General features: G+C 55.7%; 16 protein-coding genes. 14 read left to right on the forward strand and 2 right to left on the reverse strand.

The features are described from left to right. Positions 1–4: 4 nt before the first annotated feature. Positions 5–640 carry a recombinase family protein gene (locus tag L338_RS00125; protein WP_081639400.1) on the reverse strand — a complete coding sequence of 212 codons (636 nt, stop codon included), beginning with the start codon at positions 638–640 and terminating at the stop codon, positions 5–7. A gap of 10 nt (positions 641–650) precedes the next feature. Between L338_RS00125 and L338_RS17480 the strand changes: the two genes are divergently transcribed. Further along, positions 651–968 (forward strand): hypothetical protein, encoded by a 318-nt coding sequence (locus L338_RS17480; protein WP_161624584.1) that lies wholly within the window; start codon positions 651–653, stop codon positions 966–968. A gap of 40 nt (positions 969–1,008) precedes the next feature. Continuing rightward, positions 1,009–2,313: a hypothetical protein gene (locus L338_RS00135; protein WP_022696325.1), complete on the forward strand. Its 1,305-nt coding sequence runs from the start codon at positions 1,009–1,011 to the stop codon at positions 2,311–2,313. 126 nt (positions 2,314–2,439) lie between these two features. Here L338_RS00135 and L338_RS16820 read toward each other — a convergent pair whose 3' ends face one another. Further along, a complete protein-coding gene (locus L338_RS16820; RefSeq protein ID WP_081639401.1) occupies positions 2,440–2,853 on the reverse strand; it encodes a Ros/MucR family transcriptional regulator in 414 nt (137 codons plus the stop codon). A 214-nt stretch (positions 2,854–3,067) separates the two neighbouring features. On the opposite strand from L338_RS16820, the gene L338_RS00140 reads away from it, so the two are divergent. From L338_RS00140 to L338_RS00200, 12 genes are all read left to right on the forward strand, one after another. Next, entirely contained in the window at positions 3,068–4,195 is a 1,128-nt protein-coding gene (locus L338_RS00140; protein ID WP_081639402.1) for an acyltransferase family protein, read from the forward strand. Positions 4,196–4,319: 124 nt separating this feature from the next. Next, entirely contained in the window at positions 4,320–4,844 is a 525-nt protein-coding gene (locus L338_RS00145; protein ID WP_022696327.1) for a DUF305 domain-containing protein, read from the forward strand. 103 nt (positions 4,845–4,947) lie between these two features. Beyond that, a complete protein-coding gene (locus tag L338_RS00150) occupies positions 4,948–5,220 on the forward strand; it encodes a metal-sensitive transcriptional regulator (RefSeq protein WP_022696328.1) in 273 nt (90 codons plus the stop codon). A gap of 77 nt (positions 5,221–5,297) precedes the next feature. Continuing rightward, positions 5,298–5,657, forward strand: coding sequence for an ion channel (locus L338_RS00155; protein WP_081639421.1), 360 nt, complete (start codon positions 5,298–5,300; stop codon positions 5,655–5,657). Between the two features lie 558 nt (positions 5,658–6,215). After that, positions 6,216–8,063 carry a copper resistance system multicopper oxidase gene (locus L338_RS00160; protein ID WP_051122653.1) on the forward strand — a complete coding sequence of 616 codons (1,848 nt, stop codon included), beginning with the start codon at positions 6,216–6,218 and terminating at the stop codon, positions 8,061–8,063. After that, on the forward strand, positions 8,060–8,806 hold the full coding sequence (locus L338_RS00165) for a copper resistance protein B (RefSeq protein ID WP_027068127.1): 747 nt from the start codon (positions 8,060–8,062) through the stop codon (positions 8,804–8,806). The genes L338_RS00160 and L338_RS00165 overlap by 4 nt, the downstream gene beginning before the upstream one ends. Before the next feature lie 12 nt (positions 8,807–8,818). Beyond that, positions 8,819–9,247 (forward strand): DUF411 domain-containing protein, encoded by a 429-nt coding sequence (locus L338_RS00170; protein WP_022696331.1) that lies wholly within the window; start codon positions 8,819–8,821, stop codon positions 9,245–9,247. 31 nt (positions 9,248–9,278) lie between these two features. Next, the gene (locus tag L338_RS16090; protein ID WP_051122654.1) at positions 9,279–10,322 is read left to right on the forward strand and encodes a DUF2231 domain-containing protein; all 1,044 of its coding nucleotides are present in this window, start codon (positions 9,279–9,281) and stop codon (positions 10,320–10,322) included. A 9-nt stretch (positions 10,323–10,331) separates the two neighbouring features. Further along, positions 10,332–11,063, forward strand: coding sequence for a PepSY domain-containing protein (locus L338_RS00185; protein WP_022696332.1), 732 nt, complete (start codon positions 10,332–10,334; stop codon positions 11,061–11,063). Positions 11,064–11,152: 89 nt separating this feature from the next. Continuing rightward, complete coding sequence (locus L338_RS00190; RefSeq protein ID WP_022696333.1) at positions 11,153–11,416, forward strand: hypothetical protein; 264 nt, start codon at positions 11,153–11,155, stop codon at positions 11,414–11,416. A gap of 3 nt (positions 11,417–11,419) precedes the next feature. Then, positions 11,420–13,627 carry a copper-transporting P-type ATPase gene (locus tag L338_RS00195; protein ID WP_022696334.1) on the forward strand — a complete coding sequence of 736 codons (2,208 nt, stop codon included), beginning with the start codon at positions 11,420–11,422 and terminating at the stop codon, positions 13,625–13,627. Positions 13,628–13,632: 5 nt separating this feature from the next. Next, positions 13,633–14,961, forward strand: coding sequence for an APC family permease (locus L338_RS00200; RefSeq protein WP_022696335.1), 1,329 nt, complete (start codon positions 13,633–13,635; stop codon positions 14,959–14,961). Positions 14,962–14,989 lie beyond the last annotated feature (28 nt).

Raw genomic sequence — 14,989 nt, forward strand, 5'->3', positions numbered from 1 at the left:
AAGATCAGTTTTTAGGGCGACCAAGTTTTACGCCACGTTCTCTCGCTGACCGCATTCCCGCCTTCGTCCGCTCTGAAATCAGCTCCCACTCATATTCGGCGAAGGCCGCGATCATCGCAAATTGAAGCCGCCCCAGCGGCGTGTCGGTGTCAATTCCATCGGTAAGCGACCGAAAGCGGATTTGCTTCTCGTAGATATCGTTCAACACTTGGACGAGATGAAGGAAACGCCGGCCGAGCCGGTCCAGCTTCCAGACGATGAGATGATCCCCGCGCCGGAGAGACTGGAGCGCTTGGTCTAGCGCCGGTCGCTTTTTCAGGGAACCTGAGACGCCGATATCCGCGAAAATCTCATCGCAGCCAGCCTGTATCAGAGCGTCTCGTTGTAATTGTTCGCTCTGATCATCCGTCGATATGCGAATATAACCTATCTTCTTCAAATCTATCCATTTCTCTATGAAGTATAATTCCAAAAAGGAACCTTTTTTGTCAATGTAATTTTGTGAAAGATTTGCGATTTCAGAGTTTAAATTAACAGTGATTCCATAGGCTTGGCGTAACGGCTCAAAATCGGGTTGGCCCAACCCAAAAAGGTTCCTTTTTCTACGTTTTTCCCTGCGAAGGACGTCGTGACAGGTCAAGGAATCTCTCGTGCATCAACATTCCATAGCCTTGTGCGCTGCCGCTCTGCTCACCGCGTGCGGCGATCACTTTCCGGCGGGCGCTTGGGTTTTGGACGCCAGCGCGGAGCAAGGCCCCACCTGCTTCCAACAACAACTCATGATCAACGAAGAAAGCATGACCCTGCCCGGCATGGGCGACATGCCTGTTCGCTATGAGCGGTCGGGAGAGGGCTGGCTCATTATTGAGACCAGCCTCATGGGCGATGCTGTCGGCTCGTTTGAGCGCGATGGATCGCGTCTTTTTCTCACCTTTGCCGGAAGCCGCTGCGTCTATCGCCGTGCCTGATTCCTAAAAAATGGTCATTGTCCCTATTGGAGATGTTTTGATGAAATCCCTTCTTCTCGCTGGAACCGCCTGTCTTCTGCTGGCCGCGTGTGACGTCGCGCCCGGTGACTCGGATAGCGGCGCAAACTCAGGCACGACCACAGAAGAAACGAGGGCCGATAATAGCGGCCCGCGCACATCAAGCGCGGACGGAATTGAAAACCGTGCGGCGCTGCATGCCGCTATCGCGGCGGCCTTTCCTTACAACACCCAGACGCTACAGGGCTGCGCCAGCTCGAATACGCTGCAAGTCTATGGTGAGTGCCAGACCCGTGCGGGCACGATCTATGTTCGCGGCGAGGGCGACCGGTTCTCCCATGTCGCGCTTCACACGGGCGACGTGATCGGCGAGGACACGGAGCTTGAGCGCTTCCTTGGCCTGTTCGGCATCACCGATCCAGCGGCAAGGGACTGGGCCATTGAAATCTGGCGCACCGGTTCAACCGGCAACCGCGATGCGGGTTCGTATCGCCTCAGCGCCGGAACCAACATGTATGAACAGCTTCAAATCACCGTCAGTGACAAAAGCGCGGAAGCGGCCAAAGAACGAGAAGAAGTGGCCATCGCCACCAGTACCGCTTTGATGAGCCCGGCCGAGGCCAATGCCGACCCACAGACCCGCGCGGCGCTCTTGATGTTCAAGCACCACCCAGCGCTTTTGAACTATGACGGCCCGCTCAGCTATTTCGCGGCGATCAATAATTTGGAGCGCTTTGAGCGTGTCAGAGACAGCGAATTTGATTGGCCCGCTATGGCCGACGAATTGAGAGATGGCGCGCCCGCGCTTTTGGACCAGATCAATCCGACGCTTGAGCTCCAATATCAAATCGGCCTTGGCCCCTTTGATAGTGGCGCCGGGGCCTTCCCGGTCTATCTGACCGCCTCACAGGCCCGCGCCCGTGCCCGCTTTAATCGGGAGGGCGATCCCTTGGTGATCCGGGAAACAACTGTCCCGCTGGCGCGCCCTGACACACAGCTCATGAAATCCGGCCCCGCCATCGAACAGGAATTTCCGGACCTATCCATGTTCTTCGGGCGGCTCGAACAATCCCCGCTCGAACTGGATCAGGCCGTGCGGCTTGAACGGATCCCGCTAAGCGAGTCTCGGGCGCGCGCCTTCGCCGAACAGAATCCCGGACGCGACAGCTTTCGTGATGTAACCTTGAGCCTCACGGTCGAAATCACCAATGTCGCAATCGAGCAGCATGGGAATTCCATGGGCCGGGTGCCTGTCTATTACGGCACGCCTCAATCCTTGCGCGTCAGCACGCCCTCAGGCGAGTTGCTCTATGAGGAAACGCTCTAAAGGCTCAGGCCAGCCCGCCCATAAGGGTTTTCGTGTCACCGGGATCGGCGCGAAGCAAGCGCACCGGGGCACCCGCAGCATTTACGATGACAATGCTGAGCTTTCTTCGCCATGGATGCGGTTAGTTTAGCTCTTTGATTTTGGCCTTTGTCCGGGCTTGCGCCCAAGCCCCATTTTCTTGGCTGTTTCCGCGCGCCGTTTAGAATATTCCGGCGCCACCATGGGAAAGTCTGACCTCAGATTCCATTTTTCGCGGTAATCATCGGGTGTCTGGTCATGAGCGGTGTTCAGGTGGCGCTTGAGTGATTTGAACTCCTCGCCGCATTCCAAACAGGTCACATAAGACGGCGTGACAGCCTTCTTGATCGGTACCGCCGGCTCTTGGATTGTTTCTTTAAGAGGTTCCTGCGCGGTGCTAAGAGCCGTATGAACTTGATTTAGGAACACAGGTAAATCGGCTGCTGGCAGGGCGTTGTTTGACACATAGGCAGAAACAACATCAGCGGTAAGTTGGGTAATCAGCTCCGGATCGTTATTCATAGAGCAATTTTTAGCCTTCCAGACTCATCAATCATCGCGCTTCTTTAGTGCGGAGTTTGGCGCGCCGCGCCGGTTTGTCAATTTGAGAGTGATGATCCGGAATTTCGCGTAAACTTGGGACCAAAAACCATATAAATTCTTGAAACCTTGGTAGCGCGTTCAGGCTTGCTCGCATCACTGGGATGGTCGGCATATAGATTGCACAAATCGGTGCATGACGCACAAGACGATTGGCAATTCGGCGACCACACGCGACAATTTCTTTACGCCCATTCGCTTGTGTTTGGCGGGAGCGGTGGCGTTTTCCCATTCATGGATTGTTTTTTCCGGACGGTCTGCGCCAGACCCATTCGCCTATAACGATCTGACGCTTAGCTATATGGCGGTAAACGGGTTTTTTATCCTGAGCGGCTTTTTCATCGCCAAGAGTCTGGATGATCGGCGAAATCTGATCTCCTATTTCGTATCACGCGCCCTTCGGATCATGCCTGCGCTTTTGGTGCTGGCAGTCGTTGCTGGGTTTATAATCGGTCCGGTTAGCGCCGGCGTGTCGATCTGGGAGGCGCCGTTTCGGGCTGAAACATACCGCTATCCGCTCAATGTTATTTCATTTTTGGATACACGGGGCGGCCCGCCCGGATTTGCTCCCGCCAACCCTTATAGCGGAGAGTTTTCCGGTTCACTCTGGACGCTACGCTATGAAGTCCTTGCTTACGCAGCAGCGGCAGGCGCTTTCGCGCTCAGTCTGCTGTTTCGGCGCTGGGTCTTGTTGGGTTTTCTGATAGGGGGCTGTGTCAGTTTCATCTATCTGACGCGGGCCGGTGTTCCTCCAATCTTGCCGGACGCTGCTTGGGTTTTTAACCGGCTGGGCCTCACCTTTCTGATCGGCTGTGCAGCTTACGCGTGGCGGCATTGGATCCCGCTCCGGGTAGATTTGGCCTTGCTGATCACCTTGCCGGCATTATTTGTCGATTACCGAGCCGAGAGTGAAATCTTCGCCAATCTTGCACTGGGCTACTGGTTGTTCGTAATCGGCACGGCTCATGCGCCTCGGTTCAATGGTTTAAAGCGCGTCGATGATATCTCCTACGGCCTGTATATTTGGCACTGGCCGGTGATGCAGATCCTTCTTTGGAAAGGCATCATCAATCAGCCGCTCCACATGGCGGTAACCGCAATTCCACTGGCGATCTTGATTGCGTTTCTGTCTTGGAGGCTCATCGAAAAGCCCGCCCTTCATCAAAAAGGCCGGTGTGCCACGCTGCTCGAACAAGCAGCGTCATCGCTATATGCCCGGCTTTTTGCGCGAAAATCGAAGCAAGCGCTTCATCCCGCACAGTGACACGATAAGTCAGTTCACCCCCTTGGATAAAAATAGGAACCGTTTGAGAGATTCCGACGTTTGGGAAGAAACCGGAAGGATGGATCAATCCGTCTGGCAACCAACAAAACCAAATGGGGGACCGATGAATAAATATATCAAATTCGCGGCAATGATCCTGACTGCGACACTGGTCATGTTCGGCCTAAAATATCTAAATACCTACGAAATCGGCCACGTCTTCTTTAGCGAAACCCGCTTTTACATGGCCTTCATGATGGGCGCCGCGATGGCCATCATCATGCTTGTTTTCATGCTGGACATGTACAAGGACAAGAAAATCAACATGGCGATTGTCGCGGGAAGCGTCGTCCTGTTTGGCCTCACTTTGTGGCTGGTCAGAAGCCAGCAGACAATCGAGGACGAGGCATGGATGAAGGCAATGATCCCACACCATTCAATTGCCATCTTGACCAGCGAACGGGCCAACATCAGCGATGTACGCGTGCGCGAACTGGCCAACGAGATTATTCTCGCTCAGCGTCGCGAGATTGAGGAAATGAAGTTTCTCCTTGAAGATATTGAGAACAATGGCGAGGCGGCAACCGAAGACGAGGCGGCCGCGCGACCGGTTCCTGAATTCTCCGTGTCGCTAAACCCCGAGGAATAAGGGCGCACCATCAATGTGTGGGCGTGTCGCGGCCAGTTCTTGATTGGTGAGGGGTGAGCGCGCCTCTTGCGGCAAAATCAGATACCCCGTATGGGTATGTGTGATGACAGATCACAGCGCATTAAAATCCCGACTTGCCCGCATTGAGGGTCAGGTTCGCGGCGTGGCAAAGATGATCGAGGAGGGACGATATTGCATTGATATCGTCACGCAAATTCAAGCCATTCGCGCCGGGTTAAGCCGAATTGAGGATTCTGTCTTACAAGAGCATGTTGCTTGCTGCGTGCAAGAAGCCATCGAGTCTGGCGATTTGACCCAGCGCCAAGCCAAAATTGATGAGCTCATGCGCATTCTGCCTAAAAGCCGGCGGGAGTAAACGCTATCGCGGCCTCGGTTTTTCTATCGCTCATATTGGTCGGCTTGACTGCGCTGCTCCATCTTTGGGGTCTGGCCATGCTCACACGCAATATCGTCTCGCTGGAAAAGCGAGCCATGCTAGGCATCGCCAGTTTAATGATCGGCATCATCACACTGCATGTGCTCGAATCCGCTTTGTACGCCGTCGGCTACTGGATTGGGTTGAGTTATCTGGAGATTGGCGGCTTTGATCAGATGACAGACATCAATTTTATGAATGTCCTCTATTATTCGATCGTTACCTACTCATCGCTGGGGCTTGGCGATGCGTATCCGACTGGGCACCTTAAATTTATGACCGGCATTCAGGCCCTTAATGGGTTCTTGGCGATCTCATGTTCCGCCTCTGTCATGTTTGTCTGGATGAAGGACTATTTGCCGCAAATTCGACGGTGACATTGTGCGATGAAACGATTTGATCCTATAACATGCTCGTGACCCCCTTTGGGCCTCATATCTTTTTACGCCGAACCGGGCGGATGATGCTGGTCATGCTGGCAGTGCTTCTGGCGGTGCCGGCTCCATCGGCTGGGGCAATGACGGCGTCACAGATGGTGCATGATCATACCGCAGCCGCCGCGACATCCATGGCGGGGCCAAACGCGGTCTCACTCTGCGCGGCCGAGGCGACGGATCACGCGATGTCCCATTGCGACCGGAATGCGCAAGCGGATCACAATGATGAATGCTGCAGCGATGAGTGCGATGGATGCGTTTGCACATCCTGCCTGACTCATCTCTCAGGTTTGATGATGGTCTCGGCAGGCTCATTGGCCCATGACAGCGCTTTAAAGCTGAGCATTCTTAACCGCGCGCTTGAAACGCGCGTTACCCAAGTTCCCAAATCACCACCGAAGTAACCTTTTCATTGCTGCTCGCGAATAATATTCGTGAAGTTGTTTAAAAGTAATGAATGAGCATGATACAATCATGTTCTGTATACAGGTGGTATAAATGCAATCTAGACGAACATTCTTAAAGCAAACGGCCGTCGGCGTCGCCGCATTTGGAGCGGCTCAGCTTATGCCGGGTTGGGCGCGCGCCATGATTCAAAGCGAGCCGCGCAACGCCTTTGACCTGACCATTGGCAAAAGCCCCTTTGAGGTTGGCGGCCGGCGCGGCACGGCCACCACCATCAATGGCACTGTGCCGGGACCTTTGCTCCGTTTCCAAGAGGGGGACGAGGTCACGCTGCGTGTTCATAACCGTTTGCGCGAGGATACCTCCATTCACTGGCACGGCCTTTTGCTGCCCAATGATCAGGATGGTGTGCCCGGCGTGACCTTTAATGGCATACGGCCAGACGAAACCTTCACCTACCGGTTTCCGATCCGACAAAGCGGAACCTATTGGTATCACTCTCATTCCGGTTTTCAGGAACAAACCGGTGTCTATGGCCCGATCATAATCGATCCCAAAGGCGCGGACCCGGTTCAATATGACCGCGAATATATCGTCATGTTGTCAGATTGGACCTTCGAGGATCCAAACCGGGTCTTCGCGAAACTGAAGAAGCATTCGGATTATTACAATTTTCACAAGCGTACCTTTGGCGATTTTCTTGCCGATGTGCGTGATAAGGGCCTTGGTCAAGCCATGGCTGAACGCAAGATGTGGTCGGAGATGCGCATGATGCGCACCGATATCGCTGATGTGACGGGCGCAACCTACACCTACCTCATGAATGGGCTTGGTCCGGATGCAAACTGGACGGGTTTGTTCAAACCGGGCGAACGCGTGCGTCTGCGCTTCATCAACGGCTCGGCCATGAGCTATTTCGACGTGCGCATTCCCGGCCTGCCAATGACTGTCGTTTCCACAGACGGTCAGAATATTGATCCGGTCGAAACGGATGAATTCCGGATTTCGGTTGCCGAAACCTATGATGTGGTCGTCGAGCCAAAAGCCGATCAGGCCTACACGATCTTCGCTGAATCCATGGACCGCTCTGGGTATGCGCGCGGAACGCTCGCGCCGCGTGAAAATATGCAGGCTGGCGTGCCCCAAAGACGCAAACCCTTCTTGCTGACCATGCAGGACATGGGCATGGGCGGCATGGGCGGTATGGCCGGCGCGAAGGCTGGCGAAAAGATGACATCAGATAGGGATCATGGCGGTCATGACATGTCCGCTATGGATCATTCCGGCCACGATATGAGTGGCATGAAATTGAAGGACGGCGCGGCCGGTGGCATGGCCATGGACGGTATGGACATGATGGATGCCGGACATAACCATCCCGGTGGACCGGGGGTGGCCATGGAGGCCATGAACCCGCAAGAGCGGCTAGATGATCCCGGGAACGGACTGGGAGATGACGGGTGGCGAGTGCTGACCTATTCCCAGCTACGCAGCCTTTCTCCTAATCCGGATCCACGACCGCCCGAGCGAGAAGTAGAGCTCCATCTAACCAGTAATATGGAGCGCTATATGTGGTCGTTTGACGGGCTGAAGTTCAACGAAGTCGACGGCCCTATCTTGTTCACCTATGGCGAACGTCTGCGCCTGACCTTGGTCAATGATACAATGATGGCGCACCCGATTCATCTGCACGGCATGTTTGTCGAGCTGGAAACCGGGGCTGATCAGCGGCCTCTCAAACATGTTGTCAATGTCGAGCCGGGCACCAAGCGGTCCATGTTGATCACCGCGAATGAACGCGGCGACTGGGCCTTTCATTGCCATCTTCTCTATCACATGGCGGGCGGCATGTTCCGCGTTGTCAGGGTGGCCGATGCGCCCCATGCCTCGGCAGGCGCATCTCACTCCGTCCACGGCAATCATGGGGAGGCAATCAAATGAAATCCCTGACGTTGACTTTGATAGCCGGTTTGTTGGTCACGGGCCCGGCGCTGGCTCAAGAAGGGGGACCGACATTCCCCGAATCCCGACATGAAACCAAGCATGAAATGGGCGGTCAGCTCCAATACATGGTCATGGCGGACCGCCTCGAATGGCAGAGCAACAATGGCGATGAGGTCTTAGCCTGGGAAGGCTCTGCTTGGTATGGCGGAAATTACAACCGGCTTTGGATCGACACCGAGGGCGAAGCGCTGATCGATGGCGAGACAGAAGAGGCAGAGGCCTCGCTTCTCTATGGCCGCGCCGTGTCACCTTATTTCGATATCCGGGCCGGAGTTCGACAAGATTTTGAACCCGATGCCAAAACTTACGCTCAGCTCGGCGTCATGGGCCTTGCCCCCTATTGGTTTGAAATCGATGCCAATGCCTATCTGAGTGAAGATGGCGATCTCACCGCCAGCTTTGAGGCTGAATACGAGCTTCTTTTGACACAAAGGCTGGTTCTTCAGCCGCGTGTCGAAACGGGCTTTGCCTTTCAAGATGTTGCGGATCGGGACCTTGGGGCGGGCTTTACCGATATCGAGGCAGGCGTGCGTCTGCGCTACGAAATCAAACGCGAAATCGCGCCTTATATCGGCGTGTCTTGGTCTCGGCCTTTAGGCGAGACCAGCTCAATCGCATCCAGATTGGGAGAAAAGGAAAACAATATATCGGCGGTGATCGGATTCCGCCTTTGGTACTAGGAGGACCCGCTCATGACCCGTTCAATTTTGATTCTGATCTTCACACTCTTCCTGCCCCTGAGCGCGGCGGCGCAGACCACGGCCACCATGTTCAAAGACCCGTTTTGCGGCTGCTGTGCAGGTCATGCCGATTATCTGCGCGAGCATGGTTTTGAAGTGGATGTGCGTGAAACATCGGCTGATAAGCTGGCCGCGATCAAGCAGCGTCATCAAATACCGGCACCCCTTCAAAGCTGCCACACATTGCTGATCGAGGGCTATGTCGTGGAAGGCCATGTGCCCCTCGAGGCGATCAACCGGCTGCTAGCTCAAAAGCCCGATATCATCGGGATTTCATTGCCCGGCATGCCTGCCGGATCACCCGGCATGGGAGGCCAGAAAAGCGCGCCATTTGTGGTTCTGACCATTGGCGGGAACAACGCCCCGTTCGGGCAATTCTGATCCGGCAAAAAGGAAGAGAGGAAACACCGCCATGTACGACATTATCGGACCTCACTGGCACCCGATCGTGGTGCATTTCACTCTGGGCCTGCTGATTGTTTCGGCGCTGCTTTATCTGGTTGCGCAAATTCGCAAACAGAGCCCGTCAGCCCGCATCGTCGCGGATTGGACCTTTGCCGTCGGCGTGCTGGCGCTGCTGGCGACCGTCGGCTTTGGCTTTATGGCCTATTATACCGTGGCCCATGATGGCCCGTCCCATGCTGCAATGACCGATCATCGCAACTGGGCGCTTGCCACATCAGCGATCTTTCTTGGCTTGGGGGCATGGCGCTGGTTATCAAAAAGCGCCGGAGCGCTTTTTACGGCGGGCATGATTTTCGCCGCTCTCTTGTTGGGCATCACAGGCTTCAAAGGTGGGCATCTGGTCTTCCAGTATGGTCTTGGCGTTCAATCCATACCGGACGCGCATGGCGGCGCAGGCCATGACCACGATCATGGTGATGCTGCCGGACATAGCGACGAGGACGCCACAGATGTTTCTGCCGATGACGGCCATGACCATGGAGAAGGCGGCGAGCATTCCCATGAGGTCGCGACCGCCGGAGAAATCTCATCGGTGGAAACGGCCTTGCCCGGCACAGCCGAGGCGACTGCCGAGGCTTTTCATCAAGCGCTCATCACTGGTGACGAGGCGGCGGTTCGCACACTTTTGGCCGAAGATGTCTTGATCCTTGAAGGCGGCGGGGCCGAACAATCACTCGATCAATATGCCAGCGGGCATATGAAATCCGACATGGCCTTTTTAGGCGCGGTGGAAAGCGAAACCCTTTCCCGGCGGTCTGGCATGGCGGGCGATAGTGCGTGGGTTGCAACAGAAACCCGGCTTCAAGGCCGGTTTCGGGAGACCGACATTGCTCTAAAAAGTCAAGAAACACTGGTTATGGCCCGCGAAGGCGATGGCTGGCGTATCACCCATATCCATTGGTCCAATGCGCCACTGGATGCGGGTCATGACACTGAGCGAGCGCCCGAGGAAGACGGCGCTCAAGACGATCACAGTGACCATGAACATTAGGCCGGCTCCATGACACCGGTGGCCCGGCAACGCTGGTTTTCAAAAACCCATAAGTGGCTCGCGCTCTTCATCGGCGTGCAGCTGGCGATCTGGACCGCGAGCGGTCTCGTCATGGTCCTTTATGATATTGAGATCGTTCGCGGCGAGCATCTGGCTGAGCGCGGCGCAATGTCAGCGTCGCTTAACCTCGAAGAGGTGCTCTCCCTCCAACAGGTCGTTAACAGCGATCAAGAGCCCGTCTCCGCACTCTTGGTTGGCAATGCCGGCCGCCCGTATTGGGAACTGACTTTTACCGATGGGGCGGCGCTGATTGATGCGCAGACAGGTGACCCGCTCAGCCTGCTATCAGCAAACCAAATACAGGCCATTGCCCGACAATCCTATAGAGGAGCCGCCAGCATAAGATCGGCGCGACTGCTGGAACATGCCCCCATCGAGTGGCGCAACTACACGCCTGTCTGGCAAGTCGAATTTTCGGATAAGGACGCGACCCGGCTTTACATCCATCCCCGAACCGGGGTGGTGGAAACCGTCCGCACCCGGCTTTGGCGTATTTATGACATCGCATGGATGCTTCACATCATGGATTACCGCACGCGGGATAACTTCAACAACCCGCTGGTCAAAATCGTCGCTTCTCTCGGGCTTACAATCGCGCTCACAGGCCTTGGTCTGGTGTTTTACCGCGTTCTCCTGCCGCTCTGGCGTCGAGTGCAGATCCGCAAATCAGAAGGCCCTTAAATTAACGGCCGAAACGGTCATCTACATCCGATCTTGCACTATACCCATAGGGGGTATATTATACCCCCTATGGGTATAAGGAGAATGTCATGACGATATCGGAAAAACATCTTCAAATCGTCCCGTTGGGCTGGGCGCTTTCCGCCGCTTTGGTCGGCATTTTTCTGGTTTGCGCGCTGCTCGCTCTGTTGCTGCCGGGCATCGCCGTTTCTCATCAGTGGGTGGGTCTGTTCACCTTGCACGATCCCAGCGCGCCAATCGCTTGGGCGGAAGGCGTTGGAGGAAGCATAGCCTTTGGCTGGCTGGCCGCCCTGATTTTTGCGCCCGTCTATAATCGTATCGCCGGGAAATAACCGATGGCCAATCACGATCATAATTGCTGCAAAACCGGAACATCCCCGAAAACATCCGATGACCGTTATGACCAGGTGCCGCCCGACTATGAGGGCGAGGTCTATACTTGTCCGATGCATCCGCAAGTGCGTCAGCCCGCCCCCGGCTCCTGTCCAATCTGTGGCATGGCGCTGGAAACCGAGGGCGTGCCGCAAGGAAAAGCCGACACGACCGAACTCAAAGACATGTCGCGCCGCTTCTGGATCAGCGCGCTCTTCACCATTCCTCTGGTGATTTATGCCATGGGCGACCTGATACCGGGCCGTCCGTTTGAAAACCTTCTGGACCCGGCTCTCGGGCAGTGGGCTCAGCTGGCATTGGCAAGTCCCGTCGTTTTATGGGGTGCGTGGCCGTTCTTCGTGCGCGCGGTGGCTTCCGTGCGCAGCATGAATTTGAACATGTTCACGCTCATCGGACTGGGCGTATCCGTGGCCTACCTCTTCTCGGTTGTGGCCGTGCTCTTCCCGACAATTTTTCCAGACTCGTTTCGAGGAATGAACGGCCATGTCGCAGTCTATTTTGAGGCTGCCGCCGTCATCACGACATTGGTGCTGCTGGGACAGGTGCTGGAGTTGCGCGCGCGTAATAACACCTCGAACGCCATCCGCGCGCTCCTTGAACTCGCACCACCGACCGCTGTGCGTGTTTCCGATAGCGGCGAGGATGAGGAAATTGCCCTCGACGCAGTCAGAAAAGGCGACCGCCTGCGTGTGCGTCCCGGTGAAAAGGTGCCCGTGGACGGGATCATCGATTCCGGACACACAGTGATCGATGAATCGATGATCACCGGTGAACCGATGCCGGTTGAAAAGGACAAAGATGATCGCGTAACCGGCGGCACTCTTAATCAAACCGGCGGCTTTGTGATGACCGCCGACCGGGTTGGCGATGACACGCTGTTGTCCCAGATCGTCAAAATGGTCGCCGAGGCCCAACGCAGCCGCGCGCCTATTCAGCGTCTGGCGGATCTGGTCGCTGGTTATTTTGTGCCGGCGGTCGTGGTGATCGCGCTGATCACTTTCATCATATGGGCCATTTGGGGGCCGCAACCGGCTATGGCCTATGCGCTGGTCAATGCTGTGGCGGTTTTGATTATTGCCTGTCCTTGCGCGTTGGGGCTGGCCACGCCCATGTCAATCATGGTCGGCGCAGGCAAGGGCGCGCAGTCCGGGGTGCTGATCCGCGACGCTGAAGCGCTGGAGACCTTGGAAAAAGTCGATCTTCTCCTTGTCGATAAAACCGGAACCCTGACCGAAGGTCATCCGGAGTTGGTCGATGTGCAGCCTGAAAATGGCTGGGACGCAGATACGCTTCTCTCTCTGGCCGCGTCTTTGGAACGGGGCAGTGAACACCCTCTCGCCGCCGCGATTGTCCGCGGCGCTGAGGCGCGCGCTCTGACTCTGTCCTCGCCAGATGACTTTGAATCTGTGACCGGCAAAGGCGTAAAGGGCCGTATCAAGGCTCAACAGGTCGCGCTGGGCAATCGCGCGATGATGGATAGCATTGCTTCGGCCTCCGAAGCGTTTCTGGCCAAAGCGGAAGAAGGCCGCGCCAAGGGCCAAACCGTCATGTTTGTGGCGGTTGATGGCCAGCCGGCCGGATTGATCGCTGTGGCAGACCCGATCAAGGAATCCACCCCAGAAGCGTTGGCCTTGCTTCATCAGGCCGGGGTTCATGTCATCATGCTCACCGGGGATAGTAAGGGAACCGCGCAGGCTGTCGCTGATCAGCTTGGCATTGATGATGTTCGCGCCGAAATTTTACCCGAAGACAAGCACGCCATCGTCCGGGAGTTTCAGGAGCAAGGCCACAAAGTCGCGATGGCCGGAGACGGCGTGAATGACGCGCCTGCGCTCGCACAGGCCGATGTTGGCATCGCGATGGGAACCGGCACAGATATCGCGATGGAAAGCGCTGGCGTCACGCTGGTCAAAGGCGATCTGCGCGGCGTAGCCCGAGCCAAACGGCTTAGTCATGCGACCATGCGCAATATTCGCCAGAACCTGTTTTTCGCTTTCATCTACAACGCGCTTGGCGTTCCGGTGGCCGCCGGCATTCTCTATCCCTTCACCGGGATATTGCTCAGCCCGATGATCGCGGCCGCCGCGATGAGTTTTTCTTCCGTGTCGGTCATCGGCAATGCGCTGCGGCTTAACCGGTTGAGGCTCTAACTGGGATGAAGACAAACTACAAAAAAAACAGCATTACTCTTTTGGGCGGCATTGCGATGGGGACCGGCGTCATGATTGGCGCCGGTATCTTTGCGCTTACCGGCCAGATCGCGGAACTGGCCGGGCCGTGGTTTCCGTTATCATTCATAGCCGGAGCGATCGTCACCGCTTTTAGCGCCTACACATATATCAAGATGTCAAACGCCTATCCGTCGGCAGGCGGCATCGCCATGATCCTTAAGAAAGCCTATGGCCCCGGCGCTATTGCCGCCGCCGCCTCTCTCTTGATGGCCCTCTCGATGGTCATCAATGAAAGTCTGGTGGCCCGCACATTCGGCACATATGTCCTGCGGCCATTTGATTTGGGCGACAGCACATTCTGGACCCCAGTGCTCGGCGTGACGCTCATTTTCGTTGCTTTCTTGATCAACATTTCCGGAAACCGGTCTGTCGGTCTGTTTTCGCTTATTATGGCGGCGGTCAAAATTGGCGGTATCGCGCTGTTTGGCGCAGCGGCTCTCTGGGCTGGCGGTTTTAGCTTTGAACCAGCCGCATCCGATCAAGCGGCGATGCCGATGGCCGGATTCATCGCATCAATGGCTCTCTCAATCCTCGCTTTCAAAGGATTTACGACAATCACCAACAGCGGCGCGGAAATGGTCGATCCGCACAAGAATGTGGGACGGACGATCATCATCTCTATTCTGATTTGCGTGGTGGTCTATCTGCTTGTCGCTTTCGCGGTCGGTTCAAGTCTCACTCTGTCGCAAATCATCGAGGCGAAAGATTACTCTTTGGCGCGCGCCGCCGAACCGGCTTTGGGTGCGGCCGGCTTTTATTTTACTATTCTGCTGGCTGCTGTCGCCACGGCGTCCGGGCTCTTGGCGAGCATCTTCGCCGTCTCCCGCATGTTGGCGATGCTCACCGAAATGAAAATGATCCCCCATCGCCATTTTGGGATGCCGGGACCGATACAAAAACACACGCTGGTCTACACGGTCGTGGTTGCTGCGTTCCTGACGATCTTTTTTGATCTTAGCCGGATCGCGTCACTTGGCGTCTTCTTTTATCTGGTGATGGATATCTTGATCCATTTTGGTGTTTTTCGAACGCTCCGCCATGACATCAAGGCCAAAGGCTGGATCCTTATCACTGCCATGGTGCTGGACGGGATCGTTCTCATCGTTTTTGCCGGAATGAAGCTTCGCTCCGATCCGGGAATTGTCCTCATAGCCATTGCCGCTATCGGGGCCGTTTTCATCTATGAGCGCTTTTTCCTCTCCCAATGGACCGTGAGGGATGACACAGAGAATGCAACTGACCCCTCAGCTTGATGAGACGCTTTGCTTCTTAAGAGGTATG

Origin of the sequence: Euryhalocaulis caribicus, assembly GCF_000412185.1 — a bacterium.
Taxonomy (GTDB): Bacteria; Pseudomonadota; Alphaproteobacteria; order Caulobacterales; family Maricaulaceae; genus Euryhalocaulis; species Euryhalocaulis caribicus.

Coding starts and splice junctions, on each gene's coding strand:
- L338_RS00200 (WP_022696335.1), top strand. CDS start 13,633: ATGAAGACAAACTACAAAAAAAACAGCATTACTCTTTTGGGCGGCATT.
- L338_RS00140 (WP_081639402.1), top strand. CDS start 3,068: ATGACGCACAAGACGATTGGCAATTCGGCGACCACACGCGACAATTTC.
- L338_RS00185 (WP_022696332.1), top strand. CDS start 10,332: ATGACACCGGTGGCCCGGCAACGCTGGTTTTCAAAAACCCATAAGTGG.
- L338_RS00190 (WP_022696333.1), top strand. CDS start 11,153: ATGACGATATCGGAAAAACATCTTCAAATCGTCCCGTTGGGCTGGGCG.
- L338_RS00195 (WP_022696334.1), top strand. CDS start 11,420: ATGGCCAATCACGATCATAATTGCTGCAAAACCGGAACATCCCCGAAA.
- L338_RS00135 (WP_022696325.1), top strand. CDS start 1,009: ATGAAATCCCTTCTTCTCGCTGGAACCGCCTGTCTTCTGCTGGCCGCG.
- L338_RS00155 (WP_081639421.1), top strand. CDS start 5,298: ATGCTCACACGCAATATCGTCTCGCTGGAAAAGCGAGCCATGCTAGGC.
- L338_RS16090 (WP_051122654.1), top strand. CDS start 9,279: ATGTACGACATTATCGGACCTCACTGGCACCCGATCGTGGTGCATTTC.
- L338_RS00145 (WP_022696327.1), top strand. CDS start 4,320: ATGAATAAATATATCAAATTCGCGGCAATGATCCTGACTGCGACACTG.
- L338_RS00150 (WP_022696328.1), top strand. CDS start 4,948: ATGACAGATCACAGCGCATTAAAATCCCGACTTGCCCGCATTGAGGGT.
- L338_RS16820 (WP_081639401.1), bottom strand. CDS start 2,853: ATGAATAACGATCCGGAGCTGATTACCCAACTTACCGCTGATGTTGTT.
- L338_RS00165 (WP_027068127.1), top strand. CDS start 8,060: ATGAAATCCCTGACGTTGACTTTGATAGCCGGTTTGTTGGTCACGGGC.
- L338_RS00160 (WP_051122653.1), top strand. CDS start 6,216: ATGCAATCTAGACGAACATTCTTAAAGCAAACGGCCGTCGGCGTCGCC.
- L338_RS00170 (WP_022696331.1), top strand. CDS start 8,819: ATGACCCGTTCAATTTTGATTCTGATCTTCACACTCTTCCTGCCCCTG.